The 22,474-nt window shown below is 43.9% G+C and carries 22 protein-coding genes; 6 read left to right on the forward strand and 16 right to left on the reverse strand.

From position 1 onward, the window contains the following. Window positions 1–112 precede the first annotated feature (112 nt). Window positions 113–1,543: a MocR-like pyridoxine biosynthesis transcription factor PdxR gene (gene pdxR / locus C170_RS26450; RefSeq protein ID WP_036615960.1), complete on the forward strand. Its 1,431-nt coding sequence runs from the start codon at window positions 113–115 to the stop codon at window positions 1,541–1,543. Between the two features lie 45 nt (window positions 1,544–1,588). Next, window positions 1,589–2,209 (forward strand): NAD(P)-dependent oxidoreductase, encoded by a 621-nt coding sequence (locus C170_RS26455; protein ID WP_036615963.1) that lies wholly within the window; start codon window positions 1,589–1,591, stop codon window positions 2,207–2,209. Window positions 2,210–2,305: 96 nt separating this feature from the next. On the opposite strand, the gene glyA is transcribed toward C170_RS26455, so the two are convergent. From glyA to C170_RS26505, 10 genes are all read right to left on the reverse strand, one after another. Next, complete coding sequence (glyA, locus tag C170_RS26460; RefSeq protein ID WP_036615966.1) at window positions 2,306–3,550, reverse strand: serine hydroxymethyltransferase; 1,245 nt, start codon at window positions 3,548–3,550, stop codon at window positions 2,306–2,308. 25 nt (window positions 3,551–3,575) lie between these two features. After that, complete coding sequence (locus C170_RS26465) at window positions 3,576–4,781, reverse strand: benzoate/H(+) symporter BenE family transporter (protein ID WP_036615968.1); 1,206 nt, start codon at window positions 4,779–4,781, stop codon at window positions 3,576–3,578. Between the two features lie 19 nt (window positions 4,782–4,800). Beyond that, window positions 4,801–5,544 (reverse strand): YggS family pyridoxal phosphate-dependent enzyme, encoded by a 744-nt coding sequence (locus tag C170_RS26470; protein ID WP_036615970.1) that lies wholly within the window; start codon window positions 5,542–5,544, stop codon window positions 4,801–4,803. Between the two features lie 323 nt (window positions 5,545–5,867). After that, complete coding sequence (rbsB, locus tag C170_RS26475; RefSeq protein ID WP_036615972.1) at window positions 5,868–6,800, reverse strand: ribose ABC transporter substrate-binding protein RbsB; 933 nt, start codon at window positions 6,798–6,800, stop codon at window positions 5,868–5,870. 14 nt (window positions 6,801–6,814) lie between these two features. Next, window positions 6,815–7,777, reverse strand: coding sequence for an ABC transporter permease subunit (locus tag C170_RS26480; RefSeq protein WP_370511443.1), 963 nt, complete (start codon window positions 7,775–7,777; stop codon window positions 6,815–6,817). A gap of 10 nt (window positions 7,778–7,787) precedes the next feature. Continuing rightward, window positions 7,788–9,269, reverse strand: coding sequence for a sugar ABC transporter ATP-binding protein (locus C170_RS26485; RefSeq protein WP_036615975.1), 1,482 nt, complete (start codon window positions 9,267–9,269; stop codon window positions 7,788–7,790). A gap of 14 nt (window positions 9,270–9,283) precedes the next feature. After that, window positions 9,284–9,685 (reverse strand): D-ribose pyranase, encoded by a 402-nt coding sequence (rbsD, locus tag C170_RS26490; RefSeq protein WP_036615977.1) that lies wholly within the window; start codon window positions 9,683–9,685, stop codon window positions 9,284–9,286. Then, window positions 9,685–10,563 (reverse strand): ribokinase, encoded by an 879-nt coding sequence (rbsK, locus tag C170_RS26495; RefSeq protein WP_036615980.1) that lies wholly within the window; start codon window positions 10,561–10,563, stop codon window positions 9,685–9,687. Before rbsK ends, rbsD begins: the two co-directional genes overlap by 1 nt. Continuing rightward, entirely contained in the window at window positions 10,556–11,545 is a 990-nt protein-coding gene (locus C170_RS26500) for a LacI family DNA-binding transcriptional regulator (RefSeq protein WP_036615983.1), read from the reverse strand. Before C170_RS26500 ends, rbsK begins: the two co-directional genes overlap by 8 nt. Before the next feature lie 307 nt (window positions 11,546–11,852). Further along, entirely contained in the window at window positions 11,853–12,260 is a 408-nt protein-coding gene (locus tag C170_RS26505) for a cupin domain-containing protein (RefSeq protein ID WP_036615986.1), read from the reverse strand. Between the two features lie 200 nt (window positions 12,261–12,460). On the opposite strand from C170_RS26505, the gene C170_RS26510 reads away from it, so the two are divergent. Together C170_RS26510 and C170_RS26515 are read left to right on the forward strand one after the other, a co-directional pair. After that, window positions 12,461–13,021: a TetR/AcrR family transcriptional regulator gene (locus C170_RS26510; RefSeq protein WP_036615989.1), complete on the forward strand. Its 561-nt coding sequence runs from the start codon at window positions 12,461–12,463 to the stop codon at window positions 13,019–13,021. Between the two features lie 160 nt (window positions 13,022–13,181). After that, the gene (locus tag C170_RS26515; protein ID WP_143781000.1) at window positions 13,182–14,150 is read left to right on the forward strand and encodes a DMT family transporter; all 969 of its coding nucleotides are present in this window, start codon (window positions 13,182–13,184) and stop codon (window positions 14,148–14,150) included. Window positions 14,151–14,256: 106 nt separating this feature from the next. Here the strand turns inward: C170_RS26515 and C170_RS26520 are convergent, their stop codons facing one another. The 3 genes from C170_RS26520 to C170_RS26530 all read right to left on the reverse strand — a co-directional run bounded on the left by C170_RS26520 (window position 14,257) and on the right by C170_RS26530 (window position 17,939). Next, window positions 14,257–15,399 carry a DUF4309 domain-containing protein gene (locus C170_RS26520; protein ID WP_036615991.1) on the reverse strand — a complete coding sequence of 381 codons (1,143 nt, stop codon included), beginning with the start codon at window positions 15,397–15,399 and terminating at the stop codon, window positions 14,257–14,259. A gap of 294 nt (window positions 15,400–15,693) precedes the next feature. Beyond that, window positions 15,694–16,827 (reverse strand): serine hydrolase domain-containing protein, encoded by a 1,134-nt coding sequence (locus tag C170_RS26525; protein ID WP_036615994.1) that lies wholly within the window; start codon window positions 16,825–16,827, stop codon window positions 15,694–15,696. A gap of 257 nt (window positions 16,828–17,084) precedes the next feature. Next, window positions 17,085–17,939 (reverse strand): aldo/keto reductase, encoded by an 855-nt coding sequence (locus C170_RS26530; protein WP_036615995.1) that lies wholly within the window; start codon window positions 17,937–17,939, stop codon window positions 17,085–17,087. Window positions 17,940–18,087: 148 nt separating this feature from the next. Here C170_RS26530 and C170_RS26535 point away from each other — a divergent pair, with 148 nt between their 5' ends. Beyond that, entirely contained in the window at window positions 18,088–18,495 is a 408-nt protein-coding gene (locus tag C170_RS26535; protein WP_036615998.1) for a MerR family transcriptional regulator, read from the forward strand. Window positions 18,496–18,601: 106 nt separating this feature from the next. On the opposite strand, the gene C170_RS26540 is transcribed toward C170_RS26535, so the two are convergent. The 3 genes from C170_RS26540 to C170_RS26550 all read right to left on the reverse strand — a co-directional run bounded on the left by C170_RS26540 (window position 18,602) and on the right by C170_RS26550 (window position 21,570). Further along, complete coding sequence (locus C170_RS26540) at window positions 18,602–19,192, reverse strand: nitroreductase family protein (protein ID WP_036615999.1); 591 nt, start codon at window positions 19,190–19,192, stop codon at window positions 18,602–18,604. Window positions 19,193–19,223: 31 nt separating this feature from the next. Then, window positions 19,224–21,194 carry an AraC family transcriptional regulator gene (locus C170_RS26545; RefSeq protein WP_036616001.1) on the reverse strand — a complete coding sequence of 657 codons (1,971 nt, stop codon included), beginning with the start codon at window positions 21,192–21,194 and terminating at the stop codon, window positions 19,224–19,226. Window positions 21,195–21,375: 181 nt separating this feature from the next. Further along, complete coding sequence (locus C170_RS26550) at window positions 21,376–21,570, reverse strand: hypothetical protein (RefSeq protein WP_017688524.1); 195 nt, start codon at window positions 21,568–21,570, stop codon at window positions 21,376–21,378. Between the two features lie 178 nt (window positions 21,571–21,748). Here C170_RS26550 and C170_RS26555 point away from each other — a divergent pair, with 178 nt between their 5' ends. Continuing rightward, window positions 21,749–22,405: a cyclase family protein gene (locus tag C170_RS26555; protein WP_235200839.1), complete on the forward strand. Its 657-nt coding sequence runs from the start codon at window positions 21,749–21,751 to the stop codon at window positions 22,403–22,405. Window positions 22,406–22,474: the final 69 nt, after the last annotated feature.

Here is a 22,474-nt window from a genome sequence, read left to right on the forward strand (position 1 = left end):
GCAAATTAAACTTTTGCTATAATGGTATATCAATCAATGGAGTGCCAATAACATGGCTAAGTACATAAATAAATGCAGTCCATAATTCAGCATGAGTAATGGAGTTGAAGCAATGCTAAAAGTTAATCGGAATGACCAACGCCCGATCTGGCAGCAACTTTTGGATCAAGCGATTCATAATATCACAACCGGGAAATGGCAACCAGGAGAATTGCTACTCCCCTCACGCGAACTTGCTCAATTAATTGGTGTTTCACGCTCAACCATACAGATTGTGTACGAGGAATTATTCAGTCGAGGGTATACGATAACCTCCCGACGAGCCGGGACAAGAGTTAGTGATTGGACATATGCACCTCGTTCATCAGAAGACGTCACGATGCAAGGGCCTATTCCGCCCGAATTGCCTACACTAAACGAATCGATTGGTCATCTGCATAGTTGGTTTGGCAATAGAGACAATCGCAAAATAGAAATTGATTTTAATCCCCACGAGCCTTATCTGGATGAAAGTTTCACAAAAGCCTGGAGGCAATCCTTTTTACAAGCTTCCGCTGAACCTAATTTGGATATATGGGCTTATGGCGATGCCAGAGGGTTACTGGCGTTAAGAGAGCAGATTCAACGTTATTTATCACTTGAACGAGGCATTCATATCGATGTTGATCAAATCTTGTTAACCTCAGGTGCACAACATAGCATTGATTTAATTGCCCAGGCTCTCTTAAGTGAGGGAGACAGAGTTTCGGTTGAAGATCCCGGCTTCCCTGCCGCTTGGATGGCGATGAAATACCGCCGGATGCAAGTCGATCCCGTTCCGGTTGATGAGTATGGATTATGTGTAGATCATATTCACCCACAGACGAAACTCGTATTTGTCACACCTTCTCATCAATGCGCCGTTGGTGTTATTATGTCGGAGCCACGCAGGCAACAATTGATGCACTTGGCAACTCATCATCGATATTGGATTGTTGAGGATGACTACGATAGCGAATTTAGGTACCGTGGAGATCCACTTCCAACTATATTTAGTCAGCAACCTCAGAATACGCTTTATATGATGAGTTTTTCCAAAATGGTTGCACCTGGCATTCGACTATCCGCTATCATCGGCCCCAAAATAGCCATCGATCGCCTTACCCAAGTTCATGAATTAACCTATCGTCATCTGCCGATTATGGAACAATTAACGCTAACTCATTTTATTGAGCGTGGTCATTTTATGCGCCATATGCGAAGAGTTCGGAACATATATCGACGCAGACACGAAGTCATGACCAAAGCCATTGTTGCTTCTGGGCTAGGCTCACGATTTACATTAAGTGGTGTGGAAACGGGATTACATATGCTTCTAGAATCTGAAACGTCATTTGACGAAGAAGCGCTGACAAATGCTGCCCTTGATCAAGGTGTACGCGTGTATCCGCTTAGTAGATATTGCTTGGAGAGTCATCGAAAAGGATGGATATTAGGTTTTGCGAAAGTGGATGAGGAGCAGATTGAGGAAGGCATACATCGGCTTGCAAAGATTGTATTATGATGGAGAACATGCTCTCCAATCGGATTCGAAAGGATGTTTTTTGTAATGAAAATTTTAGTGTTAGGAGCCACCGGACGGGTTGGAAGTCATTTCGTCTCTAATGCCCTACGTTCCAATCATCATGTAACTGCACTGGTTAGAAGCCCGGAAAAGGTACAAATCAACGATGACAATTTCGTTCTACATCAAGGAAACGCTTTAGTCAAAGAGGATATTCATCACGCCATACAGGGTGTGGATCTCGTTGTTAGTTCCTTAAGTACCGATGGAACAACTACATTATCGCAATCCATGGGACATATTGCTGAGGCTATGGCTCAGGAGCGTATCAAAAGAATCATTACCATTGGTACAGCAGGAATATTGGAAAGTCGAACGGATCCTGGCTTGCTTCGTTTTCAATCCCCTGAGTCCAAACGTAAGTCCACGCGAGCAGCTGAAGAGCATCTGGAGATGTACAACATTCTGAAGGCTTCAGAGTTAGAATGGACCATCGTGTGTCCTACCTACTTATTTGATGGAGAATCTCTTGGTAAGTACCGGGTTGAGCGCGACTATTTGCCTGACGGTGGAACTTCTATATCTGTAATCGATACTGCGGAGTTTGCTTATCAGCAATTAATGTCTGATGAGTATGTACAGTCTCGTGTAGGTATAGCCTACTAGGGCTGTCTTAAGTTTCAATATAAACAAGCACATTACGAGCCTGCAATTGTTATCCATTAGGAACAATTGCAGGCTCTATTTGTGTCTGCTGTTGAGCTATTTAAGTCCTTCATATAGAGGAAATTGCGAAGTGATTTCACGGACACTACCTAATATTTGATTTTTCACATCCGAGTTCTTTGGATTTTTAAAAGCAAGCCCTATCAGCTGAGCAATTTCTTTCATTTCCCTGGCTCCAAGCCCTCTTGAAGTCATAGCCGGAGTTCCAAAACGAATACCGCTTGTAACCAAAGGACTTGCCGTATCGTGAGGAATTGCATTTTTATTCGCCGTAATCCCTACTTCATCCAGTAAAGCTTCGGCTTCTTTGCCTGTAAGGCCCATAGTTCGTAAGTCAACCAACACGATATGATTATCTGTTCCTCCCGATACAAGGGTGAGTCCTTCATTCATTAAAGTTTCTGCCAATACGTTGGCGTTACTCAGAACACCTTCAATATATGTTGTGAAATCGGATTGCAATGCCTCACCTAATGCCACCGCTTTCCCCGCGATAACGTGCATGAATGGCCCACCCTGGGTTCCCGGGAATACAGCTTTGTCGATCACCTTTGCCCAGGAGTCCCGGCACAAAATGGCTCCCCCTCGTGGTCCTCGTAAGGTCTTGTGTGTGGTGGTTGAAACAAAATGGGCATGTGGTACCGGGTTAGGATGCAAACCTGCCGCAACAATTCCTGCTATATGCGCCATATCTACAAAGAAAAGAGCTCCCACTTCGGCGGCAATCTGGGCAAATAATTCAAACTCAATGGTCCGCGGGTATGCACTTCCACCTGCAACAATCATGCGTGGACGATACTTATAAGCAAGTTTACGTACTTCGTCAAAGTCAATGCGGCCCGTCTGTGCATCGACACCATATGAAACAAAATTGTAAAACCTACCTGAAAAATTAACAGTACTTCCGTGTGTTAGATGACCACCCTGGGATAGATTCATGCCAAGTATTGTGTCCCCAATCTCAACCGAGGCAAAATACACAGCCATGTTGGCCTGAGAACCGGAGTGAGGCTGCACATTTGCATGTTCAGCGCCAAAAAGTGCTTTAAGGCGGCTATTTGCTATCTCTTCGACTGTATCGACATGCTCACACCCGCCATAATATCTTCTGCCCGGATACCCCTCCGCATATTTATTGGTCAATACCGAACCTGTTGCTTCCATTACAGCTTGACTTACAAAATTCTCTGATGCAATCAGTTCTATCTTATCCTGCTGCCTTCCAAGCTCTTGCTGGACAGCCATTCCTATTACTTTATCTTGCTTCTCCAAATGTTTCATGAACATCTTCCTCTCAATATTACGGTTATTTATTCGTTCCAAACTGTTTTTTGGGAAATTTACTATTCATCAGTAGATGTGCCATCATTCCTGCAAACAGTCCCCAAAATGCACCACCCACACCAAGCAAAGTCACATTCGCTGCTGTCGCCAAAAACGTAATCAATGCAGTTTCACGTCCCTTAGGGTCCGTTAATGCATTGGCAAGACTGCCACCGATCGTTCCAAGTAAGGCTAATCCCGCTAATGTTGCAATAAAGGTAGCAGGAAGAATCAAAAACAGAGCAGCCAATGTTACGCCAAAAATGCCGACAAAAATATAAAAAACACCACAAGCAATACCTGCAATATAACGTTTGGTTGAATCCTCATGTGCATCCTTTCCTGTACAAATCGCTGCTGTAATAGCTGCCACATTAAAAGCATGTGATCCGAATGGGGCTGCAAGAAGCGAACCCAAACCTGTTACAGCTAAAATGGGATTGGCACTTGTCTTGAATCCATCATTACGCAGAACAAGCATTCCGGGCATATACTGCCCTGTCAAAGTAATAATGAACAGCGGTAGCGCAACGCCAAGTAAAGCATTTAACGAAAATGCTGGAACAACAAATACAGGCGATGCTACAGCCAATTGGATTGTACTGAAGTCTGTTTTCCCCATGCATATCAAATAAATCAAACCGATTGCCATTATGCCAACAATAGCGTAACGGGAAGTAAACCTTCTTAACACGATATAGGCTGCAAAGAGTACAATCACAAGCAAAGGATCTACCTTCGCCCCTCCAAAGGCCGATATTCCAAACTGTAGTAAAATACCAGCTAACAATCCGGAAGCGATGCCTGGGGGAATAAGTCGAACGAAACGTTCAAACATGCCTGACCAACCCAAAATAATAAATCCAACTGCTGAAATCATGTACGCGCCAATAGCTTCTGGATAAGGGGTTACCGCTAATGCTGAAACGAGAAACGCCACACCCGGTGTAGACCAGGCTGTAATAATCGGCTCCTTATATCGATAACTGAGCCAAATCCCCGTTACTCCTACCCCAATCGAGATGGACCATATCCAGGAAGCGGTCATTTCCGGGCTTAAACCAGCCACTTTTGCAGCTTGAAAAACAAGGATAAACGTACCCCCGTAATTAACAATTACGGATATCAAAGCGGCGATTACCGGCGATATCAAATCACGGCCACGTAACGAAGGGGATGCTGTCTTCATATTTAACACTACCTCTCACTTAATCATCGATGCGTGTGTTTTCATTCCAGTAATATTCGTCTGGTAAATACCGTGGTCCAAATACACTTGTTCCTACACGTATCATTGTAGCTCCTTCTTCAATGGCGACTTGGAAGTCACCAGACATACCCATCGATAAAATATCCATTTCTACGCGTGGAATATTTTTCTCTTTAATCTGTGTACGGATCTGGTTTAACAATCGAAAACAATGTCGTGTTTCTTCGTTTGTCGCATTCAGTTTTCCAATGGTCATTAAACCTTTCACATTTAATGTCTCGAATTGAGACAACTGTTCTACAAGCTCGACGGCTGTTTCTGGAGAGGCACCAAATTTACTTTCTTCGTAGGACGTATTAATTTGCACAAGAATGTCTAAGGTCTTATTCTCTTTGAGAAGCTGGTTATGTAACGCTTGACCCAGTTTCAGACGATCTACGGAATGGATGAGCGTAACATATTTAACAACGTCCTTTATTTTATTTGTTTGCAGATGCCCGATAAAATGCCATTCCACCTGCTTGCTTTGTTCCATGAGTGGGAATTTGTCTCGGAGTTCCTGAGCTTTGTTTTCTCCAAACAGGAGCTCACCTGCTTGGATAGCTATTTGTAATTTCTCAAGCGGTACCGTTTTGGTCGCGAGCAACAATTGGATGTCCTCTATGTTGCGACCTGAAGCCTGGCAGGCCAATGCCATTTGCTGTCTTACAGCTTGAAGATTTTCTTCTACTAGATGTTTCATGTCAGCCACCTTCTTTCTATTCCGAACAGGAATGGATAATTGAGATTAGTTCCTTCTTATGTATTGTGAAGAATGTGTGGAACGTCATGCTAGTATAGCAACGCATGGATTGGATATACATATCCAAAAATGGTATTTTGGAACAGTCCAAAATGACAAAGTAGACATTAATTCAATTGGGGTTCCTTTAATATGCTTTTAAAAGTCAATAATCTGATTGATGTGATGCCCGCACGCTTCTTCCAAAATGAAAAAAGCCGCTAAATTAGCGGCTTGGTTTAGTTCTATGTTCATGTCCAAGAAGATACATGTTTTATGATGATTTACTCGTTCACATTTTCCTTGGTTACCAGCTTCAATTCAGCGGGAATCGATGACTCCACCTGCTTGCCACTGAGCACATCCAGAGCTGCTTGCAGCGCCAGTTGGCCAATCAGTATAGGCTGCTGAGCGACTGTTGCCGTCAATTTCCCATCCTGAATGGATTTGATTGCATCATCATTACCATCGAATCCGATGACCGGAATGTCTTTACCTGAGCTTTGAATCGCTTCAATTGCACCAAGTGCCATCTCGTCATTATGGGCAAATACCGCTTGCACGTCAGGATTACCCTGTAGCAAGTTCTCCATGACATTTAATCCTTTGGACCGATCAAAATCAGCAGATTGTTTGGAAACCACATCAAGTTGCTTGTCGGCCACTTCATGGAAACCTTTACCCCGTTCTCTTGTTGCGGAAGCGCCAGGTACACCCTCAAGTTCAATGACTTTTGCTCCCTCACCCAGTTGTTCCACAAAATATTCAGCTGCCATGCGTCCACCTTTAACGTTATCCGATGCCACGAGTGCCGCCACTTCGCCTTTATCTGCGGAGCGATCCAGCGTGATCACAGGAATGCCCACACTATTAGCGGATTGAACCGCTGTGGAGATCGCTGCAGAGTCCGCAGGGTTAATTAACAGTGCACTAACGCCTTGCTGAATGAGATCATCCACATCATTGGTTTGTTTGGCCGAATCGTTCTGCGCATCAACCACGATGACCTGTATTCCCTGTTTTTTGGCTTCAGCCATTACCCCGTCCTTCAGTGATACAAAGAATGGATTGTTTAGTGTAGATATCGACAAACCTATTTTCTTCTGTCCATTACTTTTGTTTGGGTTAGGTTTCGCCCATTCCGGTGGCTCCAGAGAGCACCCGGCCAGAACGATGATCATCAGCATACTTATGAGTGTTACAGTCCACTTTTTCATATTCGCTTCTCTCCTTATGCTGTTTTCTTGCGGTCCAGCAGGACGGCAATGGCAATGACGATACCTTTTACAACCATTTGATAAAATGAGTTTACTTCAAGCAAGTTCAATCCATTATTCAACACGCCGATAATCAGAACACCGATCAGTGTACCAACGATGCGTCCGCGTCCTCCAGCAAGACTTGTACCACCCAATACAACTGCTGCGATCGCATCCAGCTCGTAGGATGTACCTGCCGTTGGTTGCGCTGAATTCAAACGCGATGTCAGAATTGCACCTGCCAGAGCAGCGAGCATACCTGTCAGGGAGTAGATCATAATTTTCACGCGATTAACTTTGATACCCGAGATAATGGAAGCTTTCTCATTACCGCCGATGGCGTACGTTTTACGACCAAAAGCCGTTTTATGCAAAACAATCCACAGAATCATGAAGGTAATCAGCATCGTAATTGCAGGTACCGGAATGCCCAGCAGGTAACCGCGGCCAAACAGTTGGAACAACAGGTTATCCCCGAGTCCTGTAATTGGATTACCATTGGTGTACACCAACGTCAGTCCTCTGAATATCGTCATGGTTGCCAATGTAGCGATAAACGGAGCCATTTTACCTTTGGTAATCATCAGTCCGTTCACCATGCCCATGACACCACCGAGTGCTACACCAATAATGATGGACAAGATCGGATCGAGACCAGACAACATCATATTTGCTACAAAAGCACTGGATAAAGCCAGGATTGAGCCGACCGACAGATCAATTCCACCCGTCAGGATAACAAACGTCATACCAAAGGCAATCAGCGCATTAATCGAGACTTGACGCAATAAATTCAAGATATTAAGCGGTTCCAAGAAACTTGGATTCAACACCGATACGATGAGAATAAGAATGATTAAGCCAAGCAGCGGTCCCAATTTTTGTATCACGTTTGAGAAACGGAAGCCGCTTTTAGCCGTTTTGTTTTCCTGCATTGTTGTCATATCACTGTCCCCCTGTGGCCAATGTCATAATGTGTTCTTGTGTTGCTACTTCCCTTGCAACCTCGCCACTGATGTGTCCTTCATGCACAACCGCGATCCGGTCACTCATGCCAAGCACTTCAGGTAGCTCCGACGATACCATGATGATTGCAACGCCGCGGTCAGTCAGTTCATTCATCAATTCATAGATTTCGCGCTTCGCCCCGACATCCACTCCGCGGGTAGGTTCATCCAGGATAAGTACGCTTGGTCCGATACCAACCCATTTCGCGATAACCACCTTCTGCTGGTTACCCCCGGATAGATTCCTTGCCGCCGTCTCGGAGGATTGCGTTTTGATCTGTAGACGTTTGATCAGTGTATCTACGAAGTCTTGTTCTTTTGAAGTTGAGATGAAACCTTTGCTTGAGAAACTGAACAGATTTGGCAACGCCATATTCTCGCGAATAGAGAAGTCTAATACCAGCCCTTCATCCTTGCGGTCTTCTGTAATAAACCCGATTCCATGTTTCACTGCATCTGCCGGTTTACGAATGTTCGCTTTTTTGCCGCGGATGAAGATTTCACCGCTATCCAACGTATCCAAACCAAAGATGGTTCTCATGATCTCTGTTCGTCCAGAACCCATGAGTCCTGAAAAACCGAGTATTTCCCCCGCTCTCACGGTGAAGTTAATATTCTCGAATAGACCTTTGCTACTTGCATTCCTTACTTCGAGGACAACTTCACCATAAGAAGGATTCCGGACAGGATAACGCTCGGTAAGTTCACGACCTACCATTTTCCGCACCACTTCATCAAAGCTTGTCTGCGGAATAGCTTGTGTGTCTACCGTTCTTCCGTCACGCATGATGGTAATCCGGTCACAGATCGTGAATATCTCCTCCATTCGGTGAGAAATATAGACGATGGATACGCCTTCCTTCTTCAGCGAGCTGATTACACCAAACAGCTTCTGGATCTCACGCTCCGTAAGTGCTGCTGTTGGCTCATCCATAATGATGACCTTGGCATCTGTCATTAGCGCTTTGGCAATCTCGATCATCTGTTGCTGCCCGACAGAGCACTCTCCCGCAGGACGTTCCAGTGGTATGTCTACGGAAAGCTTGGCGAACTGTTCTTTGGCAAGCGCTTTCATTTGTCTTGTATTGAGCAATCCGAACGATGATGTCAGTTCCTTACCAATAAAGAGATTATCCAGCACCGTCATTTCAGGCCATACATTCAGCTCCTGATGTATGAATGTGAGACCCAGTTTCTCGGCTTCCTTCGGACTTGCAAAATAGTTTTCTTCTCCGTCTATGGTAATGGTTCCCTGATCACGCTGATGAAGACCAATCAGAATATTCATCAGTGTGGATTTGCCGGCTCCATTCTCCCCCATCAGGGCATGAACTTCACCATCCTTTAGTTCAAAATCCACTCCGCTCAGCACCTGATTCGTTCCAAACGCTTTATGAATGTCTTGCATCTGAATGTGCATTACGCAACCTCCTTTTAACCGAAATGGACTCCCGATTGTAAAATGCAATTGGCATAAGGTGTGGCTTCACCTGTGCGGATGACCACTTTCACCTGCCGTGTTAATGCTTTGAATTGTTCGTGGCTGACGGAAGCATCGATTGCTTCTACCCCAAATTTCTCTGTGATGAATTGCATCGCTACGGGATTGCCTTCGCAAATCTCTTCAGCCACAATGACTTTCTCAATGACCATATCTTCAGCGATCGCTTCCACCACTTCGCGAAAACTTGGTGTTCCCAGTTTGAGGGCCAGATCAATTTTGAGTACCCCGTCCGGTACCGGCAGACCTGCATCCGCAATCGCAATCATGTCCGTATGGCCCAGATCAGACAAAATCTTGGAAATGTGACTATTCAACATGCCATTTCTTTTCATTACAAGCTCTCCTCTACTTCATCACGCGTCGGCATGCCGCCCTGCGCTCCGAACTTGGTGACGGACAACGATGCAGCCCGATTGGCGAAGCGTATACTCTCTTGCAACGCTTTTCCTTCAGCCAAAGCAACTGCAAATGCGGCATTGAACGTATCCCCTGCCCCCGTAGTATCAACAGCCTCAACTTTATAAGTTGGGACTAGAATTTCGTCAGTGCCATCAAAGTACCGTACACCTTTACTGCCCTCCGTGATGAACAACTTGTTTGGATACTGACGTAATGCCTGTGCAGGACTCATGCCCTGAAACAAAATCTCGGCTTCATGCTCGTTCGGTGTGATATATGCGGCATTGTCGATCACTTCTTGCGGCAATGTTCTCGCCGGAGCGGGATTAAGCAGTAGCGGTGTTCCGAATTCTGCACACAATGCACTCACATGCACAACCGTTTCCTCCGGAATTTCCTGCTGAATTAATACGATATCTGCATCGCGGATCACTTCAGCTGCTTCATCGACATATGCAGGAGTGACTTCCCGATTCGCCGCTTCAACCACTACGATACTATTATCACCTTCTGCCAGAATGATATGAGCCGTTCCACTTTCTAAATGTGTAACCGGTTTCACATTTTGCGTATTTACAGCATTTGCTCTAAAGTTCTCTACAATATCTTTGCCAAAAGCATCGTCGCCTACCCGGCCGATCATCGCAACCTCGGCACCCAGTCGTGCAGCGGCAACAGCCTGATTGGCTCCTTTGCCACCTGGAACCGTTTTGAAGCTATCGCCAAGAACGGTTTCACCCGCCCCCGGCCGTCTTGACGAAGTAACAACCAGATCCATTGAACTGCTTCCAATTACACATATTTTAGCCATCTGATCTCACCTTTCTCGTAGTGCCCCGTTCGATGAAACTCACGGGCAACTGTATGTTTTTATTCTCTATTGCAGCTTGTTCCACAAGCTGGATAAGTAATCCCGCCGCTTCTCTTCCCATCTCGTATGCTGGCTGACGGATGGTGGACAATGCCGGCGATAACAGGCTGCTCATCGGAATATCATCGAAACCAATCACTTGTACGTCATCAGGAACCTTTCTCCCGATTCGTGATGCCTCATGCAGTACTGCCATGGCTGCGATGTCATTGCTGGCAATGACCCCGTCTGTGTCCGCATACTTCCTGAATAATTCTTCAGCCCATACACCTGCCTCGTTAATTGAAAATGAGGTCGTCTGGATTACCCGGTAGTCTAACCCAGCATCACGGATGATTTCAATCGCCCCTTCAAAACGATCCTGAGCGGGTCTGATCTGTGACGGTCCCTGCATAACTGTGATCCGGCGACTGCCGCGTTTGATAATCTCCCTTGCAGCTAGTCTTCCACCTTCCCTGCCATCCGCATACACGGATGGACGATCCAGTGAAGTTCTGTCCAGAAACACAACGGGAATCTTCAGTTTTTCATATATCGAAGAATGAGGGTAGTTCGTTGAAGAGATCACACCAACCACGTTGTTCTGGATAAACGTCTGGATGTAATCCTGCTCCTTCCGTTCATCCTCGTCACTATTTCCAAATATCAGTCTGTAATCCTGCTCCTGCATCCGGTCCTCTACGCCGCGGGCTAACTGCGGGAAGTAAGGGTTCGTAATATCCGGCAACAACAGGCCAATCAGTTTGGACTTGCGTTTATATAATGAGCGGGCCACTTCATTTGGTGAAAAGTTAAGCGCCTTCACTGCATCTTCCACTTTTTTTCGTGTGTCCGCATGAACATAACCTCTATCATTAATGACCCTGGATACGGTGGCTACAGATACGCCAGCCAGTTGAGCTACGTCTTTAATTGTTGTCATAAGTTGCTCTCCTCTATGTGTAACCGGTTACAGACATTAAATTATCATATTATTTTCAATTTGACAAGCGTTTTCATTCTGGAAATTTCTCCAAGTATACATAAAGTGCACTAGAATTCATCTATATCATGGTTTCTTCCTGCCAGGATATTGATACTTCATAGATGTAAAGAGCCATCACTCGATTAAAACTCAGAGTGATGGCACCAGATCAACATAAGAATCAGCAATCTCCTGAACTTAATTAGCCTTTAATTAACAAATTAGATAGTACCATTTTCGAATAAATCAATTCATAGCGTTTATTTTATAACTCCCCATAAACTTCATCTGTAACAGGTTCCAACCATTCCGGTGTACCTGCAGTGATCGCAATGTGTTCAAACCAACTATCTTTAGCGGCCCCATGCCAGTGTTTCACACCATCATGAGTCACAATAACATCGCCGACTTTGAGGAATTGAGCAGGTTTTCCTTCTTCCTGATACCAACCTTCCCCACCCGTCACTAACAACAGCTGAAATCCACCACGATGGATATGCCAGTTATTTCTGCATCCCGGTTCAAACGTTACATTCCCAACACCCACATTCACTTTGGGATCAGCAACCAAGGATTGGAGATAACTTTGCCCTATGAAATATTGCGAAAATGCTTCGTTTTTTTCTCCTACCGGGAATATCACTCCATCTTTAACTTCTTCATGTTTAGCCATTTTATTTCCTCCAGTGTGATCTTATTGATTAATGCTTCCTGCTACTATGTTGACCTAAAAGTGATTACACACATACGTGCGATATCGCACATTCGTGTATAATATAAAATAATTGCACTGCCTCTGCAAGGATCAAATGAACTCGATCTGTGCCTTATGGCGCAAAGGAACAACATTTGTGCAATTACTCTCTGGAAAGAATGGTGATTACTATCGTTTCTATCACAGATCGAAGAATACTTAAGTCTCAGGAAGCGATCAAATCCGCTTTTATCAAACTCATGAATGAGAAACCTTTTGATACCATTACGATGCAAGATATCTCTGATCATGCAAATGTCGGCCGCAGAACGATATACCATCACTATTCGGACAAATTTGACTTGCTGGATAAATTAATTGAAGAACATATTGATGAACTAAGAAGATTGTGCAAGGAAGCATCCGATCTGGATTTTATAGAAAGCAATGTACTCTGGTTCGATTATTTTGAAGTCCACAATTCATTTTTCTCGGTTATGTTACTGAGTAAAGGAGCCCCTTTTTTCCGCAATCGCTTCCTGGCTCTCGTCATTGAAGAACTGGAGGATGAGGTGAATGTGACGGAGGGAAAAAATAAAGGACTAACAAAAGAAGTGATTCTCACGTTCTTTGGTACAGCAATCGTTGGTATCGTGGAATCCTATTTCACGAATGGATTACCCCGGCAACCTCACATTGTCGCAGAACAAGTTGGGATTTTATTAGAAAGGAATCTATAACAAAAACCCCTCATGAACCGTTCCTTCTTTATAATCTTACCAGCCGAGGAGCGGTTTATTAATTATCATTACAAACATTAGCGATATGTGATATGGTCAGTGAGGATATTAATAGATTCATACATACATATGTACATGAAATGTGAGGAGAAGATCGAAAGTGATAGAGAGAAATACCCTTGAGAAACCGAGTAAATTTAGTGATCCCATTTTTGTCATGCTCGTGGCAAGCCTGTGTTGCTTGTTATGGGGAAGTGCGTACCCATCCATCAAACTTGGATATATCGCGTTTAACATTCTGCCGGAAGATATTGCTTCCAAGTATGTATTTGCAGGATACCGGTTTACACTGGCGGGTATGCTACTCTTGCTCCTGTCTCGTATCGTTAGAAAACAGAAGCTCCAATTAACCAAGCCTCAGTGGACAGGTCTCATCATGTTAGGTATATTGCAAACCGGTTTGCAATATATGTTTTTCTACGTTGGCGTAGCCAATACGACAGGTGTCAAAGGCTCTATTATGAACGCAACTACGACCTTTTTCAGTGTTGTTCTGGCCCATTTCATCTATAAAAACGACAAATTAAGCAGAAATAAAATCGTTGGTTGCTTGCTTGGATTCGTTGGTGTAATCATCGTAAACTTCCATACGGATCTGCTTGCTTTTTCCTTTTCATTCACAGGCGAAGGCTTCGTTATTATAGCGGCACTTGTTTTTTCCGTTACGGCCCTTTACGCAAAACGTCTCACCGCCACCATCGATGTTCTGATCATAACAGGTGTCAGCTTATTCGTCGGGGGACTGGTACTTACGCTGTTAGGTCTATCACTCGGCGGTCGTGTCACCCATTTCACCTTGGAATCCACGAGTAACTTAATCTACCTGGCTTTGCTGTCATCTGTCGCATTTTGTCTATGGAATATGCTTCTCAAGTACAACAAGGTCGGAAGAGTGTCTGTCTATAACTTTCTAATCCCTGTGTTTGGCGCATTGTTATCAGCGTTATTCCTGGGGGAAACGATTCTGGAACTGAAAAATCTGGTCGCATTACTGTTCGTATCAGTCGGCATTTATTTAGTCAATCGTGTACGTTCTGTGCAGAGCTCTAATAACACTCCAATGAAATAGACTACGCGTCCACTTCCATGGATAACAAAAAAAGCCGCTAATCAGCGGCTTTTTTTGTAAATGTGATTAAGCTATGCTTTCATTTCTTTACGATGAATGCTATACCTTAATATATACTCGTAAAATCAATCAAGTCCTCTTCTTCCTCATAAGTGAATACAATGGCGTGATTACCCAATTGGTATACCATCTCATAACCAACCACGACTTCATTGTAATATTCTGAGGAAGGTTTTCCCATCCATATTTTCACATTCCGTGGTGAAAGATTCTGCTTTTCATTGTACAAATCAAAAACGGCAATACGTGATTTATTGGTAAGCTCGTGCATGTATGAATCAAACCCGACGCCGAATTTAGAATAAAAATAGTACGCTCCCCATTCCCCGTTTGAACGAGAATTGGGTTTCCCCAGCTTTTTTTGCGCATTTTGAAGCGTCATACCAATCTTGATGTCCGTCCGGCCTGGCAGCACACCCTTTAAAGCGGCTTCCTTTAGGCTTTTCAGGTAAGCGCGATCGCCAACACCCGAGTTTGGCCAAGCTTTTGAACGAAGGTTACGCGTATCTTCCAACCGTAATTCCAATTTGTTCACATTCAGCTTAAACGTATCAACTCCATAGACAAATTGAAGGTTGTTGTAATTTTTGAACTGCACTCGGGCACCTGAAAGAGTACGGATTCCATCATCTCTGCTTGCAGAGTAGGAATCGTCGATTTTTTTCCCCTTATTATCGACATATGTTACACGGCGCAATTCCCCGGAACGAACAATATACGTTTTCACCTCATTAAAATTAGAAGTTCCCCAATCGGTGATCATCAGCATGTCTGGTGTACTAGCCTCTTTGCTTTTCACAACGAAGTTCCAGGTTTGAGGCAAAATAATCGTATTCAGATCCAGTTTTGCTGCCTGAACAGTTCCGTATGCTGCACCTTTTTTCAGCAAGGCTGCACGATACGTGCCTGAATAACTCTTGTCGCCTTTTTTATTGTTGGTCCAACCATTTTCTTCGGTCAGCGTTCTCTTCTGTTCATCATAAGCGAAAATATAAACGGTGTAAGCCGTTTGTTTGGCATCACGAAGCGTAAATGAAAGCCGGCTCATACTTTCCAGCTGTTTGGCGGAGATTTGCTCTCCTTTGGCAGCAGCATTGGGTGGTAGCAGAAGCAATGCGCTCAGAACATAGGCGATTAAGGTAAGCACGGCCAGAGAAGCCCATTTTGCATTGTGTTTAGGGTGTATCATCGATGACTCTCCTTTGAGTAAAAAATAAAATCTAACAGCTTTTTCTAATTATGAATCGTTCACAATCTCAACACTCAAACAGGTACTTGCTAGCCTGTAATCTTGATCAAACTATGTAATTAATTTAGGTTCATGTTCAATAAGCATATCCTCCTACTAGTACTAATTTCCTAAGAATGATAACATACCCTTTCTAATAAAGAAATAACAATCTAATTAATAGATTTCGAATCATATAACATAAAAAAAGCCGCTATTTAGCGGCTCTTCAAGTAACTTCGAATACGATATGATTTATAGACAGGAGTAAACCACATTACGTAAGCGTCGTTGAACGTATGGTTCCTGACTGTTAAGCAGGTGCTGTGCATACATGACTGTAAGCTCTGAATCCGGATCAATAATAGCCATACAGCCAGCAGCGCCGCTCCATCCAAATTCGCCAACTGGACTCAGTGAGCCGCTTCCTGCTTTGGAGATATGAGTGCGAACACCCAGTCCATAGCCGTATCCATACATATGATCCCACGAATAATCAGCACGAGTCATCTCGTTCAGGTGGTCCGTTCGCATCAGTTCCACTGAAGCTTGTGACAAAATGCGCACGCCTTCGGGACTCGTACCACGCCCAGTTAGTGCGTTCAAGAAAAGTGCATAGTCACTAACGGTTGACAACAAACCTGCACCACCGCTCTCCAGCTCCGTACCTACACGGAATCCATTGCCGTCCAGACGGACAGCCTTCTCAAGCTCATCATTATACGCATACTGTGGAATCAGGCGCTTCTGCTGCTCATCGTTCAGATTAAATGCTGTATCGTTCATGCCAAGTGGTCCGGTGATTTCGTCCCGCAGATAGGTACCAAAGCGTTTGCCACTTACCACTTCCACCAAGGCTCCTAGCACATCATGGCACATGCTGTAATTCCAGTGTGTCCCTGGTTCAAACAGCAACGGTTCTTTCGCAAGCGCTCTCGCAAAGTCGCGTGTTGGCAATGTTCCATCGGTGCTTTTTACAGCTTCTTGAATGCTTGGACAACCAACGTCATACGAGAACCCGGCAGTCATGGTGAACAAATCACGTACTGTAATGGCTCTTGTCGCCTTTTCCAGTCGGATCTCCCCGTTCGGCATCGTTTTCTTAACCGTCATCTCAGCGTACTCTGGCAGATAATCAGATAAGGGATCGCTTAACAGCATTGCCCCTTTCTCCACCAGTTGCAGCCCTGCCACGCAAGTCATAATTTTGGTCATGGAGTATAGATTGAAGATCGCTCCATCACCGATAGGTGTTTTCTCTTCCAGATTGGCGTATCCATTACGATAATGGAAAACGGTATCATTTCGATGCATCACCAGCACCTCTGCCCACGGTACACGCCAGGATGTAATGCGGTCAATAAATGAAGCAAGCGGTTTAAAGTCCATTTTTTCCCGTCCTTCTATGTAAAATCGTTTATCATTTCGCGATGTGGTACATGTTCCCTCCCACAATCGACATATTATTAATATACGACCTTTTACAACGATTGACTACCATCTATATTGCTTCAATGATCGTAACAGGAACAGCTGGTTAACTGAGATTCTCTTCCTGTAATACAACAAGCCAGACAGATGATCTGTCTGGCTTGTTGTAATTTCATAAGTTCGTCTACAATGAGCACGATATTGAATAAGTTGGATTACAGTCCTTTCTTGCCATAGTCAGTCAAGAATTCTACGGTTTGAGGATCATAATGTGAGAAAAAGGAGCTTGTTCCTGTATCCAGTGCTGCTACCTTTTCCATATCCTCCAAGGTCAATTCAAAATCAAATACATTGAAGTTCTCTTCCATTCTATTTTTGTTGACCGTTTTCGGAATAACAACCACTCCTCTTTGAATCAAGAAACGCAGAGCGACTTGGGCCGTCGATTTGTTGTATTTTTGACCTACTTCATGCAACGTCGCATTCGTGAATAAGTCATTTTTGCCTTCCGCGAATGGTCCCCAGGATTCAATCTGCGTATTATATTTTTTCATGATCTCATGTGCCTCTGTCTGCTGATTGAACACATGGGTTTCAACTTGATTAATTGCCGGTACGACTTCGCTGAACTGAACAAGATCGATATATCGGTCCGGATAGAAATTGCTTACTCCGATAGCTTTGATTTTCCCCGCTTTATATAACTCTTCCATAGCTCGATATGTTCCATAATAGTCATTAAACGGTTGATGGATCAGGACCAGGTCCAGATATTCCAGTTGGAGTTTCCGCAGAGATTCCTCTATGGATGCTTTGGCTTTTTCATACCCTGCATTTGAAATCCATACCTTGGTCGTGATGAAAAATTCATCTCGAGGTACTCCGCTTTTTTGAATAGCGCGGCCCACGGCTTCTTCGTTACGGTAGGCTTGTGCTGTATCAATAGAACGATACCCAACGCTGATTGCATCAAGCACACATTTCTCGCATTCTTCCTGATCAGCAATCTGGTACACACCATATCCCAAAATAGGCATCTGAACTCCGTTATTCAACGTAACATATTCCATCGAGTGACACTCCTTGTTAGTTATAATTTTTTGAGATTTACAGTCTAATAACCTTAAACTATACTTAGGGTATCACCTTCGAGTAACTCGAAGTCAATCTTTTTCTATCATTTTTCATTCCATACTTGAAGACATAAGGAGTTTCGTCATGTATAACGTCAAAGAAGTCGCCAAACTGCTCGACCTTTCCGAACATACGGTTCGTTTCTATACAGATAAAGGGCTCGTTCCAAATCTGCAACGCGACAAAAACAATAACCGTCTTTTTGACGAAGAATCCGTAAACTGGCTTACGGGTGTAAAATATCTAAAACAGTGCGGTATGTCTGTGGAACAAATTAAAGCTTATGTGGATCTCTGCCTTGAGGGGAACTCAACCATACAAAAGCGCTATGAGATCATTTTACGGCAGAAGGAAGCCGCGTTTGCTCAGTTGGAAGAAGCCCAACAACGAGTCCAATATATGATCAATAAAGCAGACCATTATCAGGATATTATTAACTTAATCATCCCAGATGATACCAATCCGGGACATTGGAACAAAATGAAAGCCTGACTGTTACGCAAAATTCAAAGATCGCCAAAAAAGCCGCTAATTTAGCGGCTTGGTGAGAAATATTCTATGAATTTTTGAACATCTGATAGTACGTTACTAATGGCAACTAATGCTGTTGCGCGTCTTCTCCTGCCACCGAGACACAGGTCAATAACTCTTCTGCTGGAGTACGAGGACGAGGCTTGGGAATCTTATCCTGATCAAAGTACCCCAGATGAAGTGTGCCAATGATTCTCTCCCCTGGTCTCACACCGGTCTTGAAGTAGAAATCAGGATCGAAATTATATTCATTCGTCTTCCACACTACGCCGATATCCTGCTCCCATGCCAGGAGTTGAATATTTTGAATAAGGGCAGCACTAGCCCCCACAGCATCTTCCCATACCCGTTGTCTCGGATCAGCCTCAATCACAACCAGCAGATGGGCTTGGATAGATTCGCAATAGTCCTTTTGCAGCTTCTCTGTCCAGCGCTCCCGCTCATCTTTGGAAAACGTATGTAGCACCGCATCAGCAAATTGCTTCCGACCTTCTTCTACAAATAATATGAAGCGCCATGGCTCTTTACGGGAATGAACAGGTGCCCACACGGCCGCTTCCAGCAAGTGCATGATCGTTTCTTTCGCCAGCGGTTTGCCATTGAACTGACGAATGGTTCTTCGTTCACGAATGAGCTTCTCTACGACGGACGTTTCCATATGCATTAATCCTCCTGTCTAGTTTCCTTATTTATTGGGTAAGGAAACTTACCGCTTCGTCGATAATCTTGCTCTGTCCAATGGGTCCTCCCGGACCTTGGAACCACAAGCCGTAGTCAACGATGTAGACATTGTTGTTTTTAACAGCATTCAGGCTTTTCCACACTGCTGTTTTTTGCAATTCTGTCGTTTCATTTTCGTCTGATGACAACAGGAAAATATGATCCGGGTTAATCGATGGTAACGACTCCATGGAGATTACTTTCATTGAATCTGTCGGGTCAGGTATGGATACAGGAGGTGTCAAGCCTAGATCGTCGTACAGAACCTCGTAGTTTCTTTTACTGTAATAACGCACTTCTTTATCGGATAAACGCAGGAACATCACGGTCTCGTCTCCGATGGATTGCTTGATTTTCTCACGGGCTTCTGCAGCCTTCTTTTCGTATTCTTCAATGACCTGTTTGGCCTGATCCGTCTTCCCTAACATATCTCCCATATGTAACAGGCTTGTCTTCATACGAATAATACCTTGCTCGTCCTGCAGCTTCTCTGCCAGCAAGGTAGGGGCAATTTTGCTGAGACTGTCATAGGCATCACTCATGAAATCCTGACCGATAATCAGGTCTGGCTCTGCCGCCAATATGCTTTCGTAGTTGGGATCAACCTGCCAGCCCAGATTTTCTTTTCCTTGTAGTTGATCGGACAGGTAGGTAGGAAACTGATCACTCCCCTCCTCATTACTGGATGCTGCCTGGGGTACAATACCGAGTGCTAACAAATAGTCAGTTGCAGCCGGGAACAACGAAATAATATGCTGAGGATCACCTTTGATGACAGTTTCTCCCCAAGGATGTTTAACAACACGCTCCTGTACTGTTGATTCGGTGGATTGCGCGACTTCGGTGGTTGGAGCATTGTTACCGCTTGTTCCATTACTGCTTGTTGCTGAACTGCCCTGAGAAGGGGAACAGGCTGATATTAATAAAGTAAGGCTGAGCATCAAAAGCAATGCAACGGGTTTTCTCGATCTCATAGATGTAAGTGATTCTCCTTTTGAGTTGTATTGATAATAATTATCATCATCAATAGGATCATAACCGCGATGCATGGGACTGACAATGGACAATTCTGATTCTTGAATAGCATTATTCTGACCGGTTGGCAGGGCGATACATTTTTGTTTGAACCGACCTGGTGAAAGGCCAACATGCTTTTTAAATAAACGATTAAAATAGATCACATCTGGAATGCCGATTGCCTCGGCAATCTTCTGAAGAGATGCATCTGTGTGCAACAGCAGCTCCTTGGCTTTGTACATCCGTATCCGAGTTAAATAGGTAATCAGACTGCTGCCTGTCTCTTTCTTGAACGTTCTCGACAGATGCCCTGCACTGCAATCCAGAAGTTCTGCGAGCGGATCGACCATAACGGGCAACATGTAGTTCTCTTGAAGATAACGAACGGCTTGAGCTACCAGATCGGGCTTGGCAGTCTCAATTCCTTGTGCACTTAACTGCCTCATTAATTCATTAATAAATTGATAAAATAACGTCTTTACCTGAAATTTCGAGAACGCATCCGTCCGTTCCCAATGTTGCTCTATTCTTTGGACTTTATCATATAAGTCAATGGGATAGCTTGGGGCGAAAGCATATTGCACGTGAAACGGGACATGTTGCCTGAGCAGAGCTTGATTCTCACGAGTATTGGATAACGACAAATTAGCCCGATAAAACATCAAATAAAATTCGAATGAATCCTCGCTCAGGGAGATATTCATCCATACCCCCTTGCCTCCATGTAAGACTTGCATCTGATCGATCGCGTACATCGTGTCATCCAGCGTAATCGTTGCATTGCCGCGAACTGTATATATAAAACCGCTAATTGGAAATCGATAGGCATGGATGGGTTCGCCAGCGCGCACGACGACGTGACGCACATCCCATATTTTAATTGAGGCCAGATTCCATAACTTCACATGCTCTTCTACGTGCATCTCTTCCTTCACCTTCCACAACCCATTAAGTTAGCAAAACATCAGCAAAATCAGCGGATATTTTCACTTTTCTCCATTCTATCGATAATCATTCTCAACTACAACATATATCTTCCTGTTAGATAAAATGCTACGCACGAATAAGCCGATCCATGAAAGGATCGGCTTATGTTGTAACGTTTTAGACTTCGCCGCGTCTGTTCTCAACCGATTTCATACGGTTTTGGTCATCTGGCACTCGGTCAACACTGAACTCTTGACCAGCTTCAACCTCACCATGACCTGAAATATTTCGGGAAAAATTAGTGAACTGTCTTTTTTGTTCATCCAGTTCATGTTTTTGCTTCAAAAGCTCTTGCGGGTCCTGCTTTGTCACTATGCTAACCTCCCATAGGAATCATGCTATTTAATCACACTACAGAAGTTTTCCATAATAGAGCTGTGCTTATGCATGAAGTACCGATTCCTTTCATAATATGAGTCCATACATTCACCAAACATTATATAAATCCTGTGTGACATAAAGGAGAGAACAATAGATGAAGCGGATCCTCTTGTCCTATCCTCTTAGTGTAAATACTCCCGTTTATAAAGATAACCCTTCTGTTGAGATTCAGCAGCAGTCCAGCATAGATCAAGGAGACCTGTATAACCAATTTATCATCACATCCCTCAACCATAATGGAACTCATATTGACGGGCCTTGGCATTTCAATCCGCAAGGTCTAAAAATAAGCGAGATTCCAATAGACTATTTTATCTTTACTCATCCAACAATCCTCGATATTCCCAAAGGTAATGATGAACTTATTACCAAAGCTGACCTGGAGCCGTATGAGCACCAGATCGCTGGCTCTGATCTACTGCTCATACGTACAGGTTTTGGCAAGTTTCGATCATCTGACCCTATTCGTTATAGTGATCATAACCCAGGATTTGCAGCGGATGCTGCAAGCTACCTGATGGTTTTTGATTCATTGCGAGCAGTTGGGATGGATATGATCTCTTCAGGCTCTGTGATTCATGTGGATGAAGCTATCGCTTTTCATCAAATTATGCTCGGGAAAGGTCGGGTTGATGGCAAGTTCATTCTACTTATAGAGGATATGAATTTAAACCATAATTTATCTGGAATTGAAAAGGTATATGCTGTTCCATTATATATTGAAGGTGTTGACAGTAGCTTCAGTACAGTTTTTACGGAAGCTTGATTTTTTTTATATACATAAGGTAAACAAAAACGCGCTGGCAAGAGTATTCCTCCTGTCAGCGCGTTTTTG

The organism is Paenibacillus sp. FSL H7-689 (assembly GCF_000517905.1).
GTDB classification, from domain to species: domain Bacteria; phylum Bacillota; class Bacilli; order Paenibacillales; family Paenibacillaceae; genus Paenibacillus; species Paenibacillus amylolyticus.